This is a genomic window from Shewanella sp. MR-4, from assembly GCF_000014685.1.
Lineage (GTDB): Bacteria > Pseudomonadota > Gammaproteobacteria > Enterobacterales > Shewanellaceae > Shewanella.
This window is the reverse complement of the sequence record NC_008321.1, coordinates 660,657-681,574: the sequence shown is the minus strand read 5'-3', so window position 1 is coordinate 681,574 and position 20,918 is coordinate 660,657. Positions and strand designations below refer to the sequence as shown.

General features: G+C 49.7%; 14 protein-coding genes. 7 read left to right on the top strand and 7 right to left on the bottom strand.

The features are described 5' to 3' along the window. The first annotated feature begins 33 nt into the window (after positions 1-33). The 4 genes from asd (at position 34) to SHEWMR4_RS03060 (ending at position 5,824) form a co-directional block, all read left to right on the top strand. Positions 34-912, top strand: coding sequence for an archaetidylserine decarboxylase (asd, locus tag SHEWMR4_RS03075; RefSeq protein WP_011621390.1), 879 nt, complete (start codon positions 34-36; stop codon positions 910-912). A gap of 17 nt (positions 913-929) precedes the next feature. After that, positions 930-1,814 (top strand): DMT family transporter, encoded by an 885-nt coding sequence (locus SHEWMR4_RS03070; RefSeq protein ID WP_011621389.1) that lies wholly within the window; start codon positions 930-932, stop codon positions 1,812-1,814. A gap of 68 nt (positions 1,815-1,882) precedes the next feature. Then, entirely contained in the window at positions 1,883-5,086 is a 3,204-nt protein-coding gene (locus tag SHEWMR4_RS03065; RefSeq protein WP_011621388.1) for a mechanosensitive ion channel domain-containing protein, read from the top strand. A gap of 15 nt (positions 5,087-5,101) precedes the next feature. Beyond that, on the top strand, positions 5,102-5,824 hold the full coding sequence (locus SHEWMR4_RS03060; protein WP_011621387.1) for a glycerophosphodiester phosphodiesterase: 723 nt from the start codon (positions 5,102-5,104) through the stop codon (positions 5,822-5,824). A gap of 23 nt (positions 5,825-5,847) precedes the next feature. On the opposite strand, the gene SHEWMR4_RS03055 is transcribed toward SHEWMR4_RS03060, so the two are convergent. Beyond that, positions 5,848-6,183, bottom strand: coding sequence for a DUF3392 domain-containing protein (locus SHEWMR4_RS03055; RefSeq protein ID WP_011621386.1), 336 nt, complete (start codon positions 6,181-6,183; stop codon positions 5,848-5,850). Between the two features lie 90 nt (positions 6,184-6,273). Between SHEWMR4_RS03055 and SHEWMR4_RS03050 the strand changes: the two genes are divergently transcribed. Next, positions 6,274-7,209 (top strand): D-2-hydroxyacid dehydrogenase, encoded by a 936-nt coding sequence (locus SHEWMR4_RS03050; RefSeq protein ID WP_011621385.1) that lies wholly within the window; start codon positions 6,274-6,276, stop codon positions 7,207-7,209. An 84-nt stretch (positions 7,210-7,293) separates the two neighbouring features. Here the strand turns inward: SHEWMR4_RS03050 and SHEWMR4_RS03045 are convergent, their stop codons facing one another. Beyond that, positions 7,294-8,868 carry a PAS domain-containing methyl-accepting chemotaxis protein gene (locus SHEWMR4_RS03045; RefSeq protein ID WP_011621384.1) on the bottom strand — a complete coding sequence of 525 codons (1,575 nt, stop codon included), beginning with the start codon at positions 8,866-8,868 and terminating at the stop codon, positions 7,294-7,296. A 247-nt stretch (positions 8,869-9,115) separates the two neighbouring features. Between SHEWMR4_RS03045 and SHEWMR4_RS03040 the strand changes: the two genes are divergently transcribed. Further along, positions 9,116-9,307, top strand: a complete 192-nt coding sequence (locus SHEWMR4_RS03040; protein ID WP_011070919.1) for a bacterioferritin-associated ferredoxin — start codon at positions 9,116-9,118, stop codon at positions 9,305-9,307. Between the two features lie 199 nt (positions 9,308-9,506). Here SHEWMR4_RS03040 and SHEWMR4_RS03035 read toward each other — a convergent pair whose 3' ends face one another. Beyond that, positions 9,507-10,163, bottom strand: coding sequence for a thiopurine S-methyltransferase (locus tag SHEWMR4_RS03035; protein WP_011621383.1), 657 nt, complete (start codon positions 10,161-10,163; stop codon positions 9,507-9,509). Between the two features lie 107 nt (positions 10,164-10,270). Then, complete coding sequence (locus SHEWMR4_RS03030) at positions 10,271-10,609, bottom strand: hypothetical protein (protein WP_011621382.1); 339 nt, start codon at positions 10,607-10,609, stop codon at positions 10,271-10,273. 249 nt (positions 10,610-10,858) lie between these two features. Between SHEWMR4_RS03030 and SHEWMR4_RS03025 the strand changes: the two genes are divergently transcribed. Beyond that, positions 10,859-12,667, top strand: a complete 1,809-nt coding sequence (locus SHEWMR4_RS03025) for a protein kinase domain-containing protein (protein ID WP_011621381.1) — start codon at positions 10,859-10,861, stop codon at positions 12,665-12,667. Positions 12,668-12,707: 40 nt separating this feature from the next. On the opposite strand, the gene SHEWMR4_RS03020 is transcribed toward SHEWMR4_RS03025, so the two are convergent. The 3 genes from SHEWMR4_RS03020 to SHEWMR4_RS03010 all read right to left on the bottom strand — a co-directional run bounded on the left by SHEWMR4_RS03020 (position 12,708) and on the right by SHEWMR4_RS03010 (position 20,519). Continuing rightward, entirely contained in the window at positions 12,708-15,110 is a 2,403-nt protein-coding gene (locus SHEWMR4_RS03020; RefSeq protein WP_011621380.1) for a zinc-dependent metalloprotease, read from the bottom strand. Between the two features lie 83 nt (positions 15,111-15,193). Then, positions 15,194-18,904, bottom strand: coding sequence for a response regulator (locus SHEWMR4_RS03015; protein WP_011621379.1), 3,711 nt, complete (start codon positions 18,902-18,904; stop codon positions 15,194-15,196). Between the two features lie 220 nt (positions 18,905-19,124). Next, positions 19,125-20,519 (bottom strand): PhoH family protein, encoded by a 1,395-nt coding sequence (locus tag SHEWMR4_RS03010; RefSeq protein ID WP_011621378.1) that lies wholly within the window; start codon positions 20,517-20,519, stop codon positions 19,125-19,127. Between the last annotated feature and the right edge of the window lie 399 nt (positions 20,520-20,918).

The following is a 20,918-nucleotide window of genomic DNA, read 5'->3' as shown; positions in this document are numbered from 1 at the left end:
CAACCTAAGTTGAGCAACATAAAGGAACACAAATTGGATAAAGTTAAAATTGCGCTGCAGTACATGCTGCCAAAGCACCTGTTATCTCGCTTAGTCGGTAAACTTGCCGCTTCCGAAGCTGGCGCATTAACGACTGCCGCGATTAAATGGTTTATCAAGCAATATAAAATCGATATGAGCGAAGCGGCTCAGAGCGAACCCGAAGCCTATAAAAGCTTCAACGACTTTTTTACCCGCGCACTTAAGCCTGGTATTCGCCCAATTAATACTGCGGCCAATATCATGGTCCATCCTGTTGATGGCGCCGTCAGCCAACTCGGCCCCATCAAGGATGGCCGTATTTTCCAAGCTAAAGGCCATCACTATTCTTCACTCACTTTGCTTGGCGACCAAGCCGAAGATGCCAAACGCTTTGAAGGTGGGGATTTTGCGACAATTTATCTGGCTCCAAAGGATTATCACCGCATCCACATGCCGATAAAGGGCACGCTGTCGAAGATGACCTATGTACCGGGTGAGTTATTTTCCGTTAACCCCTTAACGGCGCGCCATGTGCCTGGCCTGTTTGCTCGCAACGAGCGTGTAGTGGCGATTTTTGAAACCGAACTTGGCCCGCTAGCTATGGTATTAGTGGGCGCAACCATTGTGGCCAGTATCGAAACCGTGTGGGCTGGCACTATTACGCCGCCAACAGGTAAGCAAGTATTCACTTGGGAATACCCAACGGTCGGTCCAGACGCCATTACCTTAGATAAAGGCGAAGAAATGGGCCGATTCAAGCTTGGCAGTACCGTCGTCATGCTGTTTGCTAAAGAGGCTATCGACACCTTCGCCGAAGGCGTTGAACCCGAAGCCGTAACGCGTATGGGTCAAGCCTTTGCCAATCTGAAAGACCAGTCCTCAGCTGACTAATCCTGACGGCAGTCAAGTTGAGCCAGACCTCTAAATCTTCGGGATTAATCGAATTACACTTAGCTGTGCTGATGTTTGGCGGCACAGCTTTGTTTTCAAAGTTAATTCCCTTAAGCGCACTCGATATCACCTTCTTACGCTGTGTGGTCGCGGCGTTAGTCTTGACGTTACTCATCAAGTTCCGCGGTAAATACTTAAGCCTTGCCAGCAAACAGGATTATCTGGTTGCTATTGGCTTAGGCGTGATAGTCAGCTTACACTGGGTCACCTACTTTGCCGCGATGCAACTCTCATCGGTCGCCATCGGCATGATTGCCTTCTTCACCTATCCGGTGATGACAGTCATTGCCGAACCGTTATTAACGGGCAATAAAATCAAGCTGATGGATATTATCAGCGGTGTTTTAGTGCTGATAGGCGTAGTGCTATTGATCCCCGAAGCCAATCTTGGCAACGATACAACCTTAGGGATTGCGGTCGGGATTGTCTCGGCGATGTTATTTACCGCCCGTAACCTGCTGCAAAAACGCTATTTTTCCCAATATAGCGGCCCCCATGCCATGTTTTATCAGACCTTAGTGGCGGCGGTGTTTCTTATGCCTTGGCATCAAACCGAGTTGCAGACTATCTCCCTCGGGACCTGGGGCTTGATTGTGCTGCTCGGGGTGGTATTTACCGCCGCGCCCCATGCACTCTTCACCTCGGCATTGCGCCAATTAAGCGCTAAAACCGTCGGGTTAGTCTCCTGCCTACAGCCCTTCTACGGAGCCATGTTGGCATTAGTGATCTTAGGCGAAGCACTGAATCTCAATACCCTGATAGGCGGAACCATCATAGTCGCCACCGCCATCTTCGAAACCCATCAATCCCACCAGTCACAACGGCGAAAAAAGAACGTCTGAAACATACCAATCTTGGCCTAAGTTGGCTAAGATGAGTGCGTCTTTCGCCCCTAATTGCTTTTGCTTATATGCCACGTATTTTATTGTTCGTTATTGCTTTTTTCTCTTTTTCTCTCCATGCCAATTCGCCACTGCAATTGGACAAGCGCCTTGGCCTAAACAACCAAAATCAGCAACAAAATATTAGCATTGACGATCAAATTGTTGAGCTTAAAAACAACATTGATAGATTGGCGGCGAATGCGAGCAGTTTTCAGCAGGCTCAGCTCGATTTTGAAGAAAACAAAAAGGTCATCGACCAGGGCTTAAAAGAAGCCGCCAAACCCTTAAAGCTGGACAAAGCCACGGATCTCAACCAGCAAGCCTCGATGGCTTATTTACGACTGTCGGAATTAAAAGAGAGCGAAACGGCCCTAGGCAATCAAGTCAGCGAACTGTTGCAACGCCATAATCAGCTGCCCTCCGTCATCGCCAACGCAAGACAGAATGTGCTGCAAAATAAGAAAACCGACTTGGCCCCACTGGATACGCCAACGGGCGAACTACAGCAAACGCAGCGGATTTTCTTCGAGCAAAGCCTCGCCACTAACGAGGCTGAGCTTGCCAGCAGCCAAAAACGCATCGAACTCACCCAGTTACAGTTACAGTTGGTTCGCCAGCAATTGAGCCAACAGGAAGCCTTTATTGAAACCATCAATAAGGCGATGAATAAACAGCGCCAGCAACAAACCGATGCAACCTTGGCCAAGAATTTAGTGGATACCGCCAAGGTCGTGGATCCTGTGACCCGCAATATTGCCGACACTAACCAAATCTACGGCCAAAAGTTACAAACCTTAACCTTGCAAATCAACAATGTGGTTGAGCAGCAAGAGCAGGCCGAACTGCAATATCAATCCCAAGCCAAACAGCTGGCGAATATCCAAGAGCAAATCACTTGGGTCAAAATGAACTCCGCCTTTGGCGAGCGTTTTCTGCAGATGTTGCAATCTCTGCCTAAGCCGCCAAACCATGAGAAGCTACAAACTCTGATCGCCGATGCTCGCCTCGATAGGTACCACCTCGAGCAACAACAGGCGCTCAACGAACAAGAGTTAGAGCAAACCAACCTCTACAACGAGGGACAAATTAAGCTACTGCGCTCACAACAAGCGCTGCTGACGCAGTTGATGCAGAGTTATGACCAATATTTGAGTGAGCTTGGCAAACTCAAAGTCAATTATCAGCAACTTAGCCAGCAACACCTGACCTTAAAAAACACCCTCAACGAGCACTTGTTTTGGGTACCCAACGCCGCCAGCATGAACAAACTCTGGCTCACCGACGTGCAACGCAGCGCCCTGTGGCTCATCCAAGAAGCGCAGTGGGGACAATTGGGCAAAGCCTGGCAGGAGCAAAATGACTACTGGTCCTGGTGGATCATTCTGTTAGTGCTTTGCTTGGTCATCCAAGATTTAATCCGGCCTAAGTTCAAACGCTTACTCAGCCACTATGTCACCTACGTGGGTAATGTGACGCAGGATAAATTTATCTACACCTTTAAATCCTTAGTCCTGAGCCTTGGTTATGCCCTAATAAAACCGCTACCCATAGTGGCGGCGGGATGGATTTTCTATCAATCCGAACGTAACTTTGTGCAGGCCGTCGGCATGGGGATTTTAGCGATAGGATTGGTTTACCTATTGTATCGCTTGATATTTATTCTCGCCCTCGACAAAGGGGTCTTGGTTGGCCATTTCAAACGCCCCTCAAAACTCATCCAAGCAGGTCAGCTAAGGCTCAAACACTTTGTGTTTGTCGCCAGCCCCCTGCTCGGCATTATGGGCTTTACCGAAGTCCTCGACGCATCCCTTATCCGCAATAGCATTGGTCGCGGTGCATTTATCTGTTTTTGCGTAGTTTTATTCTTGTTATACAAGGATATCTTGGTGCTAAGCCGCCAAAATAGCGACACCCAAAAGGATGGCAAAAACAAACGACTGCTGCAAAAAATGCTCTGGGCGCTATTGATCTCTGTGCCTCTGCTCAGTGCCGGACTCGCCTTTAGGGGTTACTACTTCACCGCCTTCCAAATGCTGTTACAGTTACAACTCTCCATCGTATTGGGATTAAGTTTCTTACTGCTTTATCAATTAATTAAGCGTTGGATGTTGATCGAGCGACGCCGTATTGCCTTCGATCGCGCCAAGGCCAAACGGGCCGAACGGTTAGCGCAGCGGGAAAAGGGCGAGACACACCATGCCTCCAACGATGGACTCGACACCTATGAAGAGCCGGTCGTCGACCTCGAAACCATTTCGAGTCAGTCCTTAGGCTTAGTCCGCTCTTTATTGCTACTCGCATTTTTAGCGAGCTTGATTGGCCTATGGACGCAAACCCATACGGCGCTATTTTCCTTCTTAGATGGCATCACCCTCTGGACTACAAACACCAGCGTCAATGGTGTCGAGCAGCAGCTGCCTATCACCATGAAATCGCTGTTATTGGGCTTAATCATCGTTGGCTTCTCGCTGATGATTGCCACCAATTTACCCGGTCTGCTCGAACTGATGATCCTACAACGGCTCGACCTGACGCCGGGCACAGGCTTTGCCATCACTACGGTAAGCCGTTATTTAGTGGTGTTTTTAGGACTGCTGATTGGTTTTTCGAATCTCGGGATGGAATGGTCAAAACTGCAATGGCTGATTGCCGCGCTGTCACTGGGTCTAGGTTTTGGTTTGCAGGAAATTTTTGCCAACTTTATCTCGGGCCTGATTATTCTGTTTGAAAAACCAGTGCGTATTGGCGATACGGTGACGATCCGCGATCTGACGGGGACAGTGAGTAAAATTCAGATCCGCGCCACCACCATTATCGACTGGGATAGAAAGGAAATTATCATTCCAAACAAGGCCTTTATTACCGAGCAATTGATTAACTGGTCACTATCAGACCCCATCACGCGGGTGATAGTGCATGTGTCGGTTGCCCGCGATTCGGATCCGGCCAAAGTTGAGGCAACGCTATATCAAGCGGTGCAGGAATGTGAAGATGCGCTGCCGAATCCAGAGCCTGAAGTCTGGTTTGCAGGCTTTGGCAAACATACCCAAGATTACGAAGTTCGTGCCTATGCAAAAGAGATGTCGGCCCGTTGGCCGCTACGCCACGATCTGCATAAACGCATCACCCGTAAGCTTAAAGAAAACAACTTAGAACTCGCCTATCCGCAAATGGAAATCCATCTTAAAAATGGCCAGAATCGCGATCAGGTCGGCATAATCCGCAGTTAATAGGACGAAAATCAGATGCTTATTTTTGCTCACCGTGGTGCCAGCGGTTATGTGGCGGAAAACACCTTAGCCGCCATGGCCAAAGCCATAGAGTTAGGTGCCACAGCCATTGAGCTGGATGTGCATAATGTCGAAGGGGAGTTAATGGTATTTCACGACCGCAGACTCGACAGTAAAAGCTCGGGCCAAGGTATCATCCATTTAGTCAACAAAGAGTATTTGGGCAAGGTCACTGTCAAAGGTGAGCCGATTCCCACACTCTGGCAAGTGCTCGAACTGGTTGCTGGCCGTGCCACAATCAACATCGAACTTAAAGGGGTGAATACGGTAGCGCCGCTACTCGAGCTTTATCCTAAAGCGATTGCCGAGCTGGGGTTCAGCACTGAGCAATTGCTGATCTCATCCTTCAATCATCCCTATTTACAGCAAGTCAAACAGGCGTTGCCACAGGCATTAGTGGCGCCCTTGCTTGCCAGTATTCCCCTCAATGGTGCGGCGGTGGTGAGCGAGTTAGCCGCCTATTCCCTGCATTTAGACGTGAGTTTTATCAGCAAGGCCCTAGTGGATGACGCTCACCAGAGGGGCGCTAAGGTGTATGTTTACACTGTCGATCATAGTGATGATATCCATGCCCTTAAGCAGTTAGGGGTCGATGGTATCTTTAGCAATTACCCCGACCGTGCCATGCAGGCGCTGTTACAACCCACCAATACGGATTATTGCGGCTACTTCGAATAACCCCATGGCGTGGATTTAGCGGTTTAGGCTTGGCTATTTCGCTGCGCCCAATAACCGATAAAAATGAACATGGCGACGATCAGCAAAAACATCCAATGGGATGGCATGGCAACGATTTGCCTTGCCACCCAAGGCGTAGCTTTAACGATAAGCAGCCCATAGCCAAAGGCATTCACAATAATAAAAACAAAGGTTCGCAGGATAAACGAATGACCAAGTAAATGCCGCCTGAGGATACGATTCACATCGGCTGAAAACACTAAAATCAAACACACGACCATGGCCGTGGCGATATCGAAGGACCAAGGGCGAAGCATATTTCCTAAATGGCCAATAATGGCGACTAACTGATCAAACATAATCACTCAACCTAAAATGACGCTGCAAAATCAAAACAACTACAGCAGCGTATTGAAAAATAACGACAACCAAGCATAAAGGGAGACGACATGGGGCACAAGTTACTCTTACTGACCAAGGCGAATGAGCAGTATCGCCAGCTCATTGAGGCGCAGCAGCTACCTGGGCTTGAGTTGCTCGATGATAATCCCGCGAATATTGCAGAGGCCAACATTTGGCTTGCCGAGCCTAAACTTGCCGCACCGCTGGTGCTCCATGCAAAACAGTTAAAATGGCTGCAATCCAGTTTCGCAGGCATTGATGCCCTGATGGGCCCAAGAGCAAGAAAAAATTATCAACTCACTAACATCAAAGGTATTTTCGGCCCCTTGATGAGTGAATATCTATTTGGTTATCTGCTCGCTCATGTGCGAGGACACCAATTCTACCAAGCGCAGCAGCGGCAAAAAAATTGGCAAGTACAAGCAGCGAAGCGCCACAGTAGCCTGCAAGGAATGCAACTGCTTATCTTAGGCACAGGCTCTATCGCCCAGCATGTGGCCAAGACGGCCAAGCACTTCGGCATGCATGTTACTGGAATAAACCGCAGTGGCCGTGAGGTCGAAGGCTTTGATGCGATCCAGCCGCTCTCTCAGCTCGCGCAATGCTTAAGCCAAAGCGATGTGGTAACCAATTTACTGCCAAGCACCCCAGAGACACGTTTGCAGTTAAATGCAGACATGCTCGCCACGCTCAAAACCGATGCCATTTTAGTGAATGTCGGCCGTGGTGACGTGCTCGATCTCGATGCCCTCAATACCCAGTTGATTGCGTATCCTAAACAGCAGGCCATTCTCGATGTGTTCACGCAGGAGCCACTCCCTGCAAGTCATCCGATTTGGGAAAGACCCAACGCCATCATCACGCCCCATATCTCGGCGCCGAGTCATCCAGAACAAATTGTCAGTATTTTTAGCGATAATTATCGCCGCTATATTGCAGCAGAACCGCTACAAAATCAGATAGATTTTACTAAGGGCTATTAATCACGGCTGCCTTAAGATCAGAAAAAAGAAAAGGCAATCAGCACGCTGATTGCCTTTTGATTTCGTTTTTACTGCAACAACGCTCTATACCTTAAAGCTGCGCTTTAAAAACTGCCCGACCAGCACTGTATGGGAGTCCATTTCGCCTATCACCTCATCATTGATGCTGACCATTTCACAGCCGAGTTGATGGCTGGAATGGGTAAATTGCGACACATTGACCACGCTGCGATTCATCTCGTTCGCCACGCTCGATTGCTCCTCTACCGCACTGGCAATATGGTGGGTCATATCCGTAATGGTAGTGATAGCTTCACGTATGGTACGCAGCGCCGTGCCCGCAAGATCCGCAGTGGTAATACATTCAGCGGCGGCATCGACTCCTTCTTGCATGCTGCGCACCGCCTTGTGGGTGCCCTGCTGCAACAGGTTGATCATTGTGTGGATTTCCTTGGTGGCATCATGGGTTCGCTGCGCTAATGCCCGCACCTCATCGGCAACTACGGCAAAACCACGCCCTTGCTCACCCGCTCGCGCCGCTTCAATCGCGGCGTTTAGTGCCAATAAATTTGTCTGTTCGGCAATCCCCTGGATCACATCCAGCACTGTGCCTATATCCCTGCTATGCCCTTCTAACTCAGTGATCACCTGCGAGGTTTCTTGCAACTGCTGCGCCATGGCCTGAATCGATTGAATGGTACTGACAACAGTTTTATCGCCATTGATTGTCTGCTGCGACGCCATCTGTGAAGCGCTCGCCGCATCGGCACAGTTAGAAGACATATCCCCAAGTGTCGCCGTCATCTGTTGCATGGCCGTCGCGACTTGTTCAATCTCGGCCAGCTGTGACTGGCTTGTCCCTTGAATCTCTTCGCCTTTCGCCGCCGAAACTTTGGCTTGCTTACTCACCTTATCGCAGGAATCGCGGGCGCGACCTAACATGGATTTTAACTCTGAGGTTTGCATTTGCAGCGCCAGATCGATCGCGCCTAGATCATCGGATTTTCCGGTATAGATATGTGCCATCAAAGGGTTGTTGTAGATTTTCTTCGCCTTAGCGACCAGCGCCCGATAACGCCCTAAAATCATATTGCCACCAATAAAAAGTGCCAGAGCACTAATGGCAAGCGCGACAAATCCCACCGCTCCAATCTGCAGCGCCAAATACAGCATGGGCAACAGAGCAACTAAGGCGAGTAGCATCAACTGAGTCGGCATTTCTAAGGTGCGTTTTAATGCCTTAACTTGACCACTCTTATTTAATTCGGCATAGACGGCTTCTGCTCGGTTTATCTGGTCGCGGCTGGGTTTAGTGCGTACCGATTGAAATTCGGCCACCTGACCATTGACCATAATCGGCGACACATAGGCGTCGACCCAATAATGGTCGCCATTGGCACAGCGATTTTTGACTATGCCTTTCCAAGGCTCGCCTTTTCGGATGGTTTTCCACAGATCTTCAAATGCTTCGGGGGGCATATCGGGATGACGCACCATATTATGGGGTTGCCCCAACATGGCGCTAAGCTCGTATCCCGCAACGGTACAAAATGATGGATTGGCGTAAGTGATATGACTCTTAGTGTCCGTCGTCGACAGTAAAATCCAATCCGCTGGATAGTCGTATTCCCGCTGTGTTATTGGTAAATTTTTTCTCATGATAACCCTTGGATCTATTATAAATTTATTATTCCATCATCCATGAGTTATCCATCCTTGCTCGCGTCCAATGACACGTTACTGCTACATCATCCCTCTTTTTCCTGTCTTCAGAACACTGAGAATAGACCAAAAAATGTGCGATGAGTAACAAAACGGGTAACCAACACAACAAGTACACCATTAGGATTGCATTTGATAAGCGTTTTCATTTAGAATTAGCTCAATTCATTTTGGAGTCGAAAAAATGTACGTTTGTCTCTGCCATGCCATCACAGATACGCAAATCAAAAACGCTGTAAGTCAGGGCGATACTAGCCTTGCTGACGTTAAAAAGCGTTTAGGCGTTGCCGATCAATGCGGTAAGTGCGCGAGAATGGCCGTACAAATCATCCAAAACCAACTGGAAATTGAACCTAAATACTACGAAGTCGCTTAACTTAGAGCCTCCAGCTCTTTTTCTGTAAAACATACTTTTGTTCCAACTGCTTTTCCTACTCGCTGGCATCCACATCGCTAGGGTCTGCTTAACAATATCAAGCTTGAAACTGATATTGCCGCAAACACATGACCCCTTAATGACACATCCCACTCAGCCCATAAGCATAAATGCTTTGAACTCAATGGGATGCACTCGATTATTTGCGTCTTAATAAATACACAGCTTCATTCAGCCATGGGACTTCTTTCTTAACAAACCTAGGATTGTCCGCAAGCACGTCTTGGCAAGCTAAAGCTTGGATTTCAAAATCATCACTTAAATGTGTTTCGACCCAAGTTGGCGACACCGCAAAAGGCGGCCCACTTAAGGTTTCCTGTGGGTAATCTAGGGTGACTAACAAGCCTACGCTGCCCGAAGGCAATAACTGCGCTAATTGCTTGGCGTATTGCGTCCGCATGCTCTCAGGCCAAGCAATTAAGGCGGCACGATCATAAAAACCATTCACCTGCGCCGTAATTGACTGAGGTAAAGTGAAGATATCCCCTTGATATAAACTGACCTGCTCAGTTTGATAATGCTGATGCTCGCCCTCTGCACTTTGGTTCATAGGCAATTGGTTTTCTTCGAAAAACTGCTGAACAGCGAGTTCATTCAACTCACAACCAATCACTTGATGGCCCTGCTCGGCTAAAAAGCACATATCTAAAGACTTGCCACACAGGGGAACGAAGACCTTGGCATCGGCGGGCAATGCCAAGGTTTGCCAATACTTTACGAGAAAGGGATTGATATCTTGCTGGTGAAAACCAATCAACTGTTGCTGCCACTTCTCATGCCAAAAACCGGGTTCCATAGGTATATCTCAAATGACTAAAGTTATCCTTACTCTAATGGCATTAACGGATGGATGCAAAATCTCAGATACCGCAAGTTAATCATAGAGATGTAAACACTTAATGACTAAGCCAGTGCCGCTTGTACCCGGCGGAGCCAAACGCAATTGTCACACTGACATTGGCGGCGTGACAAATGGTGCGGACTTAAGGAGGAGTCGATAAAATCGACGGCGATCAGCAACTGCTGCTTCAGTTCGGCGACGGATTTTTGTTCGACCGCTACCAGCTCATCGTTCTGGTTCATCCAAATACATTCCATGCCCTGGTGGCAAGTGAGACACTGCTCATCGCTATCATTAAAAAAGACCGCGTGTGGACAATGGGTCACCTCCATTGACTGTAAAATTCGCTTACGCGGAAACTCTAACAACTCGATCAATAAAGCCTTATCTGGGGTGGGCATATGCCCTCCTTAAATCCACTTTGTCCACGGGAAATTTAACAAAAATGTATCCCATCCAATGTACTTAAGATTACCTAGACTCCATGCGATTTAACTTGATATAAATCAAAGTCAGCGACGAAATGATGGGATAGGTAAACCCTAAAAATCACAACCTTACCTTAAGGGACCCTAGTCAAAATAATCCCAACGCCGATTTGCTTATCTGCCTCGCTTACTGTTTAAATAACCAAAACAAGGAGTCGCGCATTGCAACCACCCCAATTACAACATTTTTACATTTCCGAAGAGCAATCCATTTACTTGCTCAAAGCCAACGATGCCCGTAAACACAAGGCGTGGATCCGTTTATGTAAACAACAGTTAAGTAAGTTGGGTTATCGCGACATTGAGTTTATCGGTAAGGGGGCTTACGGCTTTGTGTTTGCGGGAATTAATCAGGCCGACGAAGCCCATGTATTTAAATTCTCAAGAATTAATCTGCCGCAGCATATTCAAGATCGCTTAGAGGAAGAAGCCTTTATGCTGTCCCTACTCAAACACCCCAATATTCCGGGGGCGATCAAATTTGAGCGCGTCGGTAAACAAGGGATCTTAGTGATGGAGCGCGCTAAGGGCGAAGATCTCGAGCAGCTTTGCCGCCGCTTAGGCGCCCTCCCTCCCGCCATGGTGATGAGTATTGCCCGCCAACTGGCCGATATTCTCTACTATCTGCGAACGGGCAAACCCTTAGTGCATGGCGACATTAAGCCTTCAAACCTTGTCTATGATATTGAAAGCCAACATTTATCCTTAATCGACTGGGGCTCGGCCGTATTTGCGCAACGGGATGAACATAACAAGGCCGTCGAAGACAATGTGATGACGCTGATGTCGAGCGATCAACAGCACACTAACGCCCGCATGGGGGACGTGTATTTTATCGGTGAAGAGCAGCTAAATGGCGCGCTCTCTAGCCCGCGTTTCGACGAGCAAGGCGTAGCAGCGACCTTGTATGCCTTGGCCTCAGGACAGGCAAGTCGCTTCGGCGCACAGGTGATCCCGCCCACCAGCATAGGCTTACCCATGGAGTTGGCGCGCACCTTGGAAGGCATGCTTAGTAGTGATGCCGTGCAGCGCAATCTGGCGGGTGATTATTTTCTCAAAAGCATGCGCCACAGCCATAGAATACACTTACCCGAGCTGCCCAAAACCGAACTGCTGGGTGAAATCCCCGTCTGGGTGCAATCCCGCGAGAAAGATGTCGAAACCGTCAGTTACAGCTCGCGCAAATCCTTTTTAAAGGAACATAACGCGCAGGAACCCATCGCTAAGATGGATGACATTCAGCTCGAAAAATACTATCGCAACTTCTTAGCCGGCATGGGCGATACCGAAAAGGGCTTTATTGCCGCCGTGGGGCGACTCGGTCAATATCCCATAGTGGGCGGCCTTGCTATCCATTGGCAAGAAACTGGCGTGTTTATCGACTCCAACCTGGCCATCTACGATGCTAAACAAAAGAGTGCGCTCATCATCGCCGTCAATAATATGGTGACACTCGCGCGGGGGATTAAGCGTATCGGGGTGTTTAAGGCCTGCTTCTTTAATGCTAGGGACACGCTACATATCGAGCGCGAAAACACCAGCGAACCCTTTATCGCCAGCGCCGATCTCCAACTGCCCTTCGAAGTCGGAGATGTGCCGACCCTCGAAGATAAATCGCGGCTTCACTCTTACTTTGAAGACGGTAAGGATCCAGATGAGAACCTCGAATTACCGAGTGAAATCATGGAGGAATTGGCGCGTATCAACCAAATCCACCACACTGGCTGCATTATTTTTGAAGCGCTGCCGAATCACTTAAAGATCCACAGTTACTTAAAACTGCTCAATCCGCGTAAACAGGCGGCATTTCGCGCTAGCCTCGACCGCATTTTGCATTATGTCGGTAAAATTCAAGGTCATGGGGTATCGGGCTTTATGAAACTGCCCTATAAAAATACTCGCCGCTTTACCCATATTGAGCGAAAAGCTGAGCATTTTTATCCTAGAAACCCAAAAGAAATAGGCGCATAACGAATCCCCTCGTTAGCGCCTATGATATTGAAAACCAAACTTAGATAGGTGAACCCGGCGGCAGTTTCAAGGGTTTTGGAATGAGTTTGCTGTTGGCATCAGTGAGCCCTGCACTCAGCCCCTGTTGCAACCAAGTGTAGTGGGAGGCCACCTTAGCATTCGCGCGATTCGCTTTGGCTTTAAGCTGTTTAATCACGAATTGGGCGCGCTCGTAAATAGCCGCCTTCACCTCTGCTGAGGTTTGCGGATTGTGATATGCAGACAAGAGTTCATCGATCACCACCGCATTCACCCGCATCCACACACCTTCAACCAGAGCGAGCTTGTCTTCTTGGTATAGGGTCGCGGCAAACAGCTTATTGAGTAAGGTTTCGATCGAGAGCTGCTCATTATCCGCCATCGCCCCTTGGCTGACGCGATTTAAGCGCTGTGGCATCAACAACTGCCCCACAGTATGGCGCGCTAGCACTTCAGCCATACCGAGGGGATCGCTCACCACCCCAAGCCCAGACTCGAAGGACTCCCGCGTCGCTTGATAATTGCCCGCTTTAGGCACCAGCGTCTCGAGCAAGGTTTGCGGAACCGTTAAACTGGCCGCATCTAAGGTGCTTAGCAGCGCATCAAGGGCCGACAGCTGTAACTGCGGCGCTATGTAGCTCCAGCGGCCACCCTCGCCGACGGACAGATAGTTGTAGTCAGTGCCGCCAATAAACTTAATAACCGCATCGATTTGGTAACGATTAAGCAAATAGATAGGCACAAAGGCATCGGCTAGCTCACCCAGTGGCTCGCCCGGCAACAGGGCCGTGCTGCTAAAACCTTCGATGGCCTTAGTGCGAATCCGGTTCAAATCCAGCAGCTGCACGATAGGGTCGTCACCGCTATCCCATAAACTCGCATAGGCTTGGCTGGCATCCGCTTGGCGTGAATCGGCTTCGCCAATATAGCGCAGCCCTTTTCGAGCCACTTCGGCCAGCAACTGATTTTGCAGCGCCTGCTGGGCAGTGGCATCGCCTTCATCGCTATAGCCGTAAGCGATAGCAAAGTTATCCCATAGCCCGACACCTACGCCATAAGGTGCTGATATATCAATGTCATTACCTTTTAGCATGATCTTAGGATGGGGATAATCCATCACTGACGCGTCCTGATTGGTCGAGGCGGCAAAGTTATGATCTAAGCCTAAGGTATGGCCGACCTCATGGGCGGCAAGTTGGCGAATACGCGCTAATGCTAAGTCGTTGGCCGCTTGCTCGGCGGCGCTTCTATCACGCCAGCCTGCAGTTAAGCCTTTGGCAATCAAGTAATCTTGGCGCACTCGCAAGCTACCTAAGGTCACTTGGCCTTTGATGATTTCGCCGGTACGCGGATCGGTTAGCGCCGCGCCGTAGGACCATCCGCGCGTGGCGCGGTGTACCCACTGGATCATGTTGTAGCGAATATCCTGCGGATCGGCATCGGGTGGCAAGAGTTCAACCTTGAAGCCGTTGATAAATCCCGCTTGGGTGAAGGCCGTTTCCCACCAGCGAGCACCATCGAGTAGCGCCGAGCGGATAGGCTCAGGCACACCTGGGTCGAGGTAATAGGTGATGGGCTTGACTACTTCGCTCGGTGCAGGGCCAGGATTCACCTTTTGCAGGCGGTGGCGCAAAATAAACCGCTGCACCAGTGGCGCCGAAAACGGCGTGGCATAGTCGCGATACTCATCGGATAAATAGCCGCTCATAGGATGATAAGCGCGAGGTTGATAGCCCTCATCGGGCAGCTCGACAAAAGAGTAGCGCATCCGCACCGACATTAAGGTGCCATCGGGCGTGACCTTAGCCACTTGCTCACCCGCCGCATCGGCTTTGAAGGTAAGCTGCACATCCACATCACTATTCTTTTCAAAAGATTTCACCCCGGCGGGTAAAATCGCCGAGCGGGTTAAATCAAGGCGATAATTCCCCTGCCCGCGATGCAGGAGAGCATCCGCGACGCCGTGCAGATCGTTGAGTACCAACTCGCTGATAGCCACCATCTCTGGCTTACCATCGAGTAACTTACCCTGCCACAATACCGAATCGGCAAAGGCCTCATCCACGGCGCGCTTTTCGGCGGCGTCTTGGGTATTAGCGCGATACTGGGTGTTTAGTTGCTTAAGCTGAATGTAGGGACCTTGGCGCTCAAACTGCACCATGCGGGTTTGACCTAATTGACCACGGTCGAGACCGATATCGTTAGAACCGACCCCTTCAGGCAAGCTAGTCACCAATAAAAAAGGCTGATTTAAACGGCTCACCTCGAGGTATAACTCCCCCTCGCTTGGCTCATAGTATAAATTAAGAAATCCCTTAGCGGCTTGGCTCTGCTTAACGACTTTAGTGCTCGGCAGATCCGCGGCGACGCTCAGCGCGGGTAAACCTAAGAGTAGGATGGCGAGGGCTAGGCTATGGGGTTTCATCTTTCCTCCTGATAGGGCTGTCTACGTGGTCATGTTACACAAAACTAAACCACGCGGGGCCATCATTGGCCCCGGGCAAACAATTAATGATGATTATTCTTGTGTTTTATCCAATGCGATAAGGTTTCAAACAGTTCAGTTAACACTATCGGCTTAGTGATATGGGCATTCATCCCTGCCGCAAGACTCTTTTCTCGATCGCCCGACATCGCATGGGCCGTCATGGCGATAATAGGCAGCACGTCGGCACTAAAGCGTTCACGCAGTGCCCGCGCCGCGGTTAACCCGTCCATCACTGGCATTTGAATATCCATTAATACCGCATCGAAGGGGCGTGAGTCGATAATATCGAGGGCAATTTGGCCATTTCCTGCAACAACGACTTCGTATCCTGCGCTCTTTAGTAGCTCAGTCGCCACCTGTTGGTTGATAAAGTTATCTTCCACCAAGAGCACAAGCCCTGTATGTTCACCCTCTTCTACCGGCACTTCATCAATAGGCTGCACCACATTAAGCCTTGGCTCATCGGCAAAGGCGGCGATGATCTCATCGAACAGACTCGATGCCTTAAAGGGTTTTTGCAACACGGCAAACACATTGGCACTGTCGACTTCGTGCTGTAAAGGTTCTGCCGCATAGGCGGTCATCATGATGATAATGGGCCGTTTTGCGATGCGGCCTTCGGCCACCATGGTATCGATGGCACTGATCACATCGCCACCATCCATCTCAGGCATCATCCAGTCAAGCAACAATAAATCGATAGGATCCCGCGACAACTTATACAGCGCCTCGGCGCCGCTGGCGGCCGTATCCACCTCGAAGTGGAAATCGCGCATCAATGCCGAATAAATTTGCAGCGCCGTCGGGTTATCATCCACCACAAGTGTGCGTAAATTATTGAGTTTTTCAGGCACCACTAAGGGCTCAACCTTGGCCTCTTCGGCAATCTCAAAGCTGATGGTAAAGCTGAAGGTACTGCCGACGCCTAACTCACTCTGCACCTGCATCTTGCCGCCCATCATGGAGACCAAATGCTTACTGATCGATAAACCTAATCCCGTGCCACCGTACTTACGGGTCGTCGAGCCATCGGCCTGGGCAAAGGCATCGAACAGTTTTTCCTGCTGATCTTTACTGATCCCAATCCCCGTATCCCGTACCCAGAATTTTAAGGTAATCCGATGGTCGCGCTCGCCCACATCTTCGCAGCCCAGTTCAATCTCACCGGATTGGGTAAACTTCACCGCGTTCGATAACAGGTTGATCAGCACTTGGCCTAGACGCAGCGGGTCGCCCTTAAGAATGAGGCCTGCCGTGACTGGCGCATACAGTAATAACTCGACGCCTTGCTCCTGCGCCTTAAGCGCATTGAGATCGAGGGCATGGTCGAGCACTTTATCCAGCGGGAACGGCACCCGCTCCAGCTCTAATTTACCCGCTTCAATCTTAGAGAAGTCGAGAATATCGTTAATAATCCGCAGCAACGACTGCGCCGAGAACCCGGCTTTTTCGAGGTAATCCTTCTGCTGCGCCGTCAGCGAGGTACGCTGCGCTAACTGCAACATACCGATAATGGCGTTCATTGGCGTGCGGATTTCGTGGCTCATATTCGCCAAGAACTCACTCTTATAGAGGTTCGCCAGTTCTGCGTCCTGCTTCGCCTCCAGCAGTGCCACTTCGTTACTCTTATGGCGCGTGATGTCCTTGTGGGTACCGACCATACGCTTAGGCTGACCATCGGCGGTAAATTCCACCACCCGGCCGCGGGAAAGCACCCAGTGATAACTGCCGTTTTTGCCTAAGATCCTAAACTCGATCTCATAGGCATCGACGGGATTTTGCAGATACTGATTACGATATTCTTCGACCCGAATTCTATCGTCGGGATGCGTCAGCTGGTCGATAGCCGACACTAACGCTGGGAATTCATTGGGTTTATAGCCCAGCATCGAATAATAGGATGGGTTGCAAATAATATGCTCCGAATCCAGATACCAGTCCCACAGACCGTCTTCTACCGCGTCCATCGCTAAATGGTAACGCTCCTCTGACAGGCGTAACTGCTCGGCGGACTCGTACTCACGCGTCACATCGCGCCACACGGCAATCAAGCCTTGCAACTCGCCACGGCGGTTATAGAAAGGCAGTTTCAGGGTATCGAGCAACACTGGTTTGCCCGCTAACTCAACCTTTTCTTGATAACGCAGCGGCGTGCGATCTTTTAAGATCTGCTCATCCTCGGCACGAATACGAATGCCCATCTCCGGCGAGGTTAAATCCTCCGACGACAGACCAATCATCTCGCTTTCGGTGTAGCCCAGCATCCGCTCGGCGGCCTTGTTACAGCCGAGGTAATTGCCTTCTTTATCTTTAAAGACAATGGCTTCTGGAATGGAGTCGAGTAAGGAGCGCAACAACGCATATTCCCGCTCGCGCCGTTCGGTCGCATCTTTTAACCGCTCGGTACGGCGCGCGACCAGTTTGTCGAGTCGCTTATTCTGCTCGGCCAAATGATGGGTGTATTGCTTGTTTTCCTCAAAGATGCGGCTCACCAGCAGGAACCAAGGTTCCCAGCCCGGAGTGATTTTTTCCGGCGGTTTACGCGGCTCTTGGGAACAGCCCTCTAAGTGTGACAACAGGCGCGATGCGGGGCTCACGAAGGAGCGGCGCGTTTGCCAGTGCACTATGGTTACCAGCACCGACAGAGCGATGACAACGAGGATAAAGGTCAGCTGCAGTTTTTCAACCGAATCTTGGAACAGGTCGTCTTCATTTTGCAGATACAACAAGCGCCACGGAGCGTTGTGCAGCGCGACCGAGTGAATATAGTAACCGTTGCGAATAATGCCTTCGTGGGCATCGAACAATTCGGACTCGGGGAGCGAATGCAGCTCAGACGGAATCCGCTGGCTGATGTGATATACCCGATTGATATCTGAGCCATCGAAGTCGCTGTGGGACAAAATATTGTTCTGCTGATCGAGCAGGATCACAGTCCCAGGCATTTTGAAGTACACCCGAATTTGCCGCGCCAATGAGGCCAAGGTCATATCGAGGTTAATTGAACCCATAAACTCATCGTCGAGATAAACGGGCACACCTAAGGTGGTCAGCAAGCCTTTACCCGTCGAATCGACGTAGGCCTCACTCCAAAACACACTGCGCTGCGGGTTCATCGCCGGGGTGGCGTATTGGAATTGTTTCTTATTGAGCAGTTCATCCCTAAAACGCTGGTCACCGTTGGTCCACGGGAAGTAGGACATCATCCGTTGGCGCGATAAATAATAAATCGCCGAGGCTTTAGGTGCCGCTTCTTTGGCGACGGGGAAAGACAGCGACAACTCGAACAGCATTTCCAGCTCTTGGTAGAACTTATCGCTGCGGCCATCGAGGGAGCCTGCGCCCGTGATCCGCCCCATGTTGGTAAAAGGTTTACCGCCCTTTGCGTAGTTAGGCTCTAAGGTAAAATACTGACCACTCTCGTTAAATTTGCCGTATTGCGGTAAACGATCCTTACGCACTAGCTCACCTAAGCGCAGGTGATCTACGGCCACATCCCGCAGACTCTTGACCGCGCGGATGCTCGACTCCAACAGCAAGTCGATTTGCAATACGTGACGCTCAACCTGCTCTTCGCGCTGCTCCATCTGCTGGGTTTTCTGGCGATCGAAAAACATCCACGCCGTCAGCAACGACAGGACAATCACGCCGATATAGGTATAAAAAACGGCGCGGTTATAGTTCTTTTGGATCGGCGATTTTAATTGGAGATCCGGCTCACTCGATTTCATCCACTACCCTTGATTGCAGCGCTTGATTTTAGCCATCGGTGGCAAAAGTGACTGAGTACATTTATGGCTTCATATATTAGCAGGAAGAAACCCCGAGTCGCATCAAATAATTGCCGTACGAAGGCTGTCAAAGTCTATGATTAGTTGATTGAAAAATCATAGAAATGCGTAAAAACAAAGGTCCCACGAGTGAGACCTTTTGTAACAATAAAGTAAATAGTTAGAGATGTTCTTCGGCGTATTCGGCCAAGCGTGAACGTACCACCCCATTCAAGTACAGGTTGGCGCTGCCTTCAAAGTCCTTAAAGCGTTCGACTATGTAGGTTAAACCCGAGGTCACTGCGGTGAGATAATTCGAATCGATCTGCGCTAAGTTACCGCAACAAATCAATTTTGTGCCTTCTCCCATCCGAGTGATCATGGTTTTGATCTGCGACGCCGTCAGGTTTTGACATTCATCCAAGAGCACGATGGAGTTTTGGATCGAGCGGCCGCGCATAAAGTTGATCGACTTAAATTGGATATTCGCCTTCTCCATGATGTAGTTCAAACTGCCAGTCGGATTCACATCATTCTTATGCAGCACTTCTAAGGTATCGGTAATCGCCGCCAGCCATGGCATCATCTTCTCTTCTTCGGTGCCGGGTAAGAAGCCGATGGACTCGGCAATTTCTGGCGTATTACGAGTCACAATGACCTTATCGTAGCGATTACGCTCCACTACTAGCTCAAGTGCCGCCGCCATTGCCAGCAGGGTTTTACCGCAACCGGCGGGTCCCGTTAAGATCACCAGATCGATATCGGGATCGAGCAGCGCCTGCAACGCCATCCCTTGGTAAACATTCTTAGGTTTAACGCCCCACGCCTCGAGGTTTTTTAAGCGCTCGCGGCCCAGGTCTAAAATATGCAGATGGGTATCGCTACGCTCGGTGACGCGGCCACAAAAATCAGATTCGGCATCAATCAGATACTGGTTTATGTAGAAGGGTTCGTTATCTAAATCTTTCAGTGGGACTTCGTGAATCGTATGTCGACCATGGCGCTCGGTGGATACCTTGTTTAAATGCTCCCAAAAATTCCCTTCGAATTGATAAAAGCCCTTGCTAAGGAAACGAATATCATCGATCAGCTGGTCGGTTCGATAATCCTCAACCAATTGAATGCCCGCGCCCTTGGCCTTAAGACGCATATTGATATCTTTGGTAACTAACACCACGGTACGTGGATGGTGGAGGTTTTGCAGGTGTAGAGCGGTATTGATAATGCGGTTATCGTTGCCATCCCCCGGCAGGGCGCCTAGGGTAAAATCGACAAGATGGTCAGGGAAAATAGACAGCGCCCCTATCGCATCGGCATGCCCTTCTCGGCTCGGTAAAGGGACACCATTAATGATTTGTTCCGGTGTTGTATCACCGCCTAGGGTATCTTCCAGCGCCCGTATGGCGACCCTAGCATCCCGACTCACATCACTCTTTCGATCTTTAATCTGGTCTAGCTCTTCTAGCACTGTCATCGGAATGACCACATCGTGCTCTTTAAACGAATAGATCGCCAAAGGTTCATGTAGTAACACATTGGTATCCAGTACAAACAACTTTCTGTCGTCTTGTTCCATGGCGCCTCCAGAGTGCTCGATTGTTTTTATGCTACATCTCTTTCCCGGTGAGTGGATATGGCTCCTATGTCAGTTGGCGAGCTAAAGAATGATCTTAAAGTTCAAGCCTCTACTTAATAAAGACGGCTAGCGGCTTAAACTAATATTGGCACCATTCTCTCTGAATGCCAACCGAATGAACCTGTGTTTAAGTCGGTGACTCGAGGGCAGTGTAGGTCCCTCGATATGACAGTAGCATGACAAATCATCGAAGGACTATAGAGATTTTTCTTCACTGTTCAATTTGTAATCTAGAGTGTGGAGAATTAGGCTCTAACGGGTGAGAGGGCGATTCAAATATCCCTAGTATTGATATAACATACGCGCCCTTTGTTAGAGTCCGCCCAGAGATGAGAATTT

Excerpts from the sequence above, each read along its gene's own strand:
- SHEWMR4_RS03065 (WP_011621388.1), top strand. The coding sequence starts at position 1,883 with ATGCCACGTATTTTATTGTTCGTTATTGCTTTTTTCTCTTTTTCTCTC.
- SHEWMR4_RS03060 (WP_011621387.1), top strand. The coding sequence starts at position 5,102 with ATGCTTATTTTTGCTCACCGTGGTGCCAGCGGTTATGTGGCGGAAAAC.
- SHEWMR4_RS03055 (WP_011621386.1), bottom strand. The coding sequence starts at position 6,183 with ATGTTTGATCAGTTAGTCGCCATTATTGGCCATTTAGGAAATATGCTT.
- SHEWMR4_RS03050 (WP_011621385.1), top strand. The coding sequence starts at position 6,274 with ATGGGGCACAAGTTACTCTTACTGACCAAGGCGAATGAGCAGTATCGC.
- SHEWMR4_RS03045 (WP_011621384.1), bottom strand. The coding sequence starts at position 8,868 with ATGAGAAAAAATTTACCAATAACACAGCGGGAATACGACTATCCAGCG.
- SHEWMR4_RS03040 (WP_011070919.1), top strand. The coding sequence starts at position 9,116 with ATGTACGTTTGTCTCTGCCATGCCATCACAGATACGCAAATCAAAAAC.
- SHEWMR4_RS03035 (WP_011621383.1), bottom strand. The coding sequence starts at position 10,163 with ATGGAACCCGGTTTTTGGCATGAGAAGTGGCAGCAACAGTTGATTGGT.
- SHEWMR4_RS03030 (WP_011621382.1), bottom strand. The coding sequence starts at position 10,609 with ATGCCCACCCCAGATAAGGCTTTATTGATCGAGTTGTTAGAGTTTCCG.
- SHEWMR4_RS03020 (WP_011621380.1), bottom strand. The coding sequence starts at position 15,110 with ATGAAACCCCATAGCCTAGCCCTCGCCATCCTACTCTTAGGTTTACCC.
- SHEWMR4_RS03015 (WP_011621379.1), bottom strand. The coding sequence starts at position 18,904 with ATGAAATCGAGTGAGCCGGATCTCCAATTAAAATCGCCGATCCAAAAG.
- SHEWMR4_RS03010 (WP_011621378.1), bottom strand. The coding sequence starts at position 20,519 with ATGGAACAAGACGACAGAAAGTTGTTTGTACTGGATACCAATGTGTTA.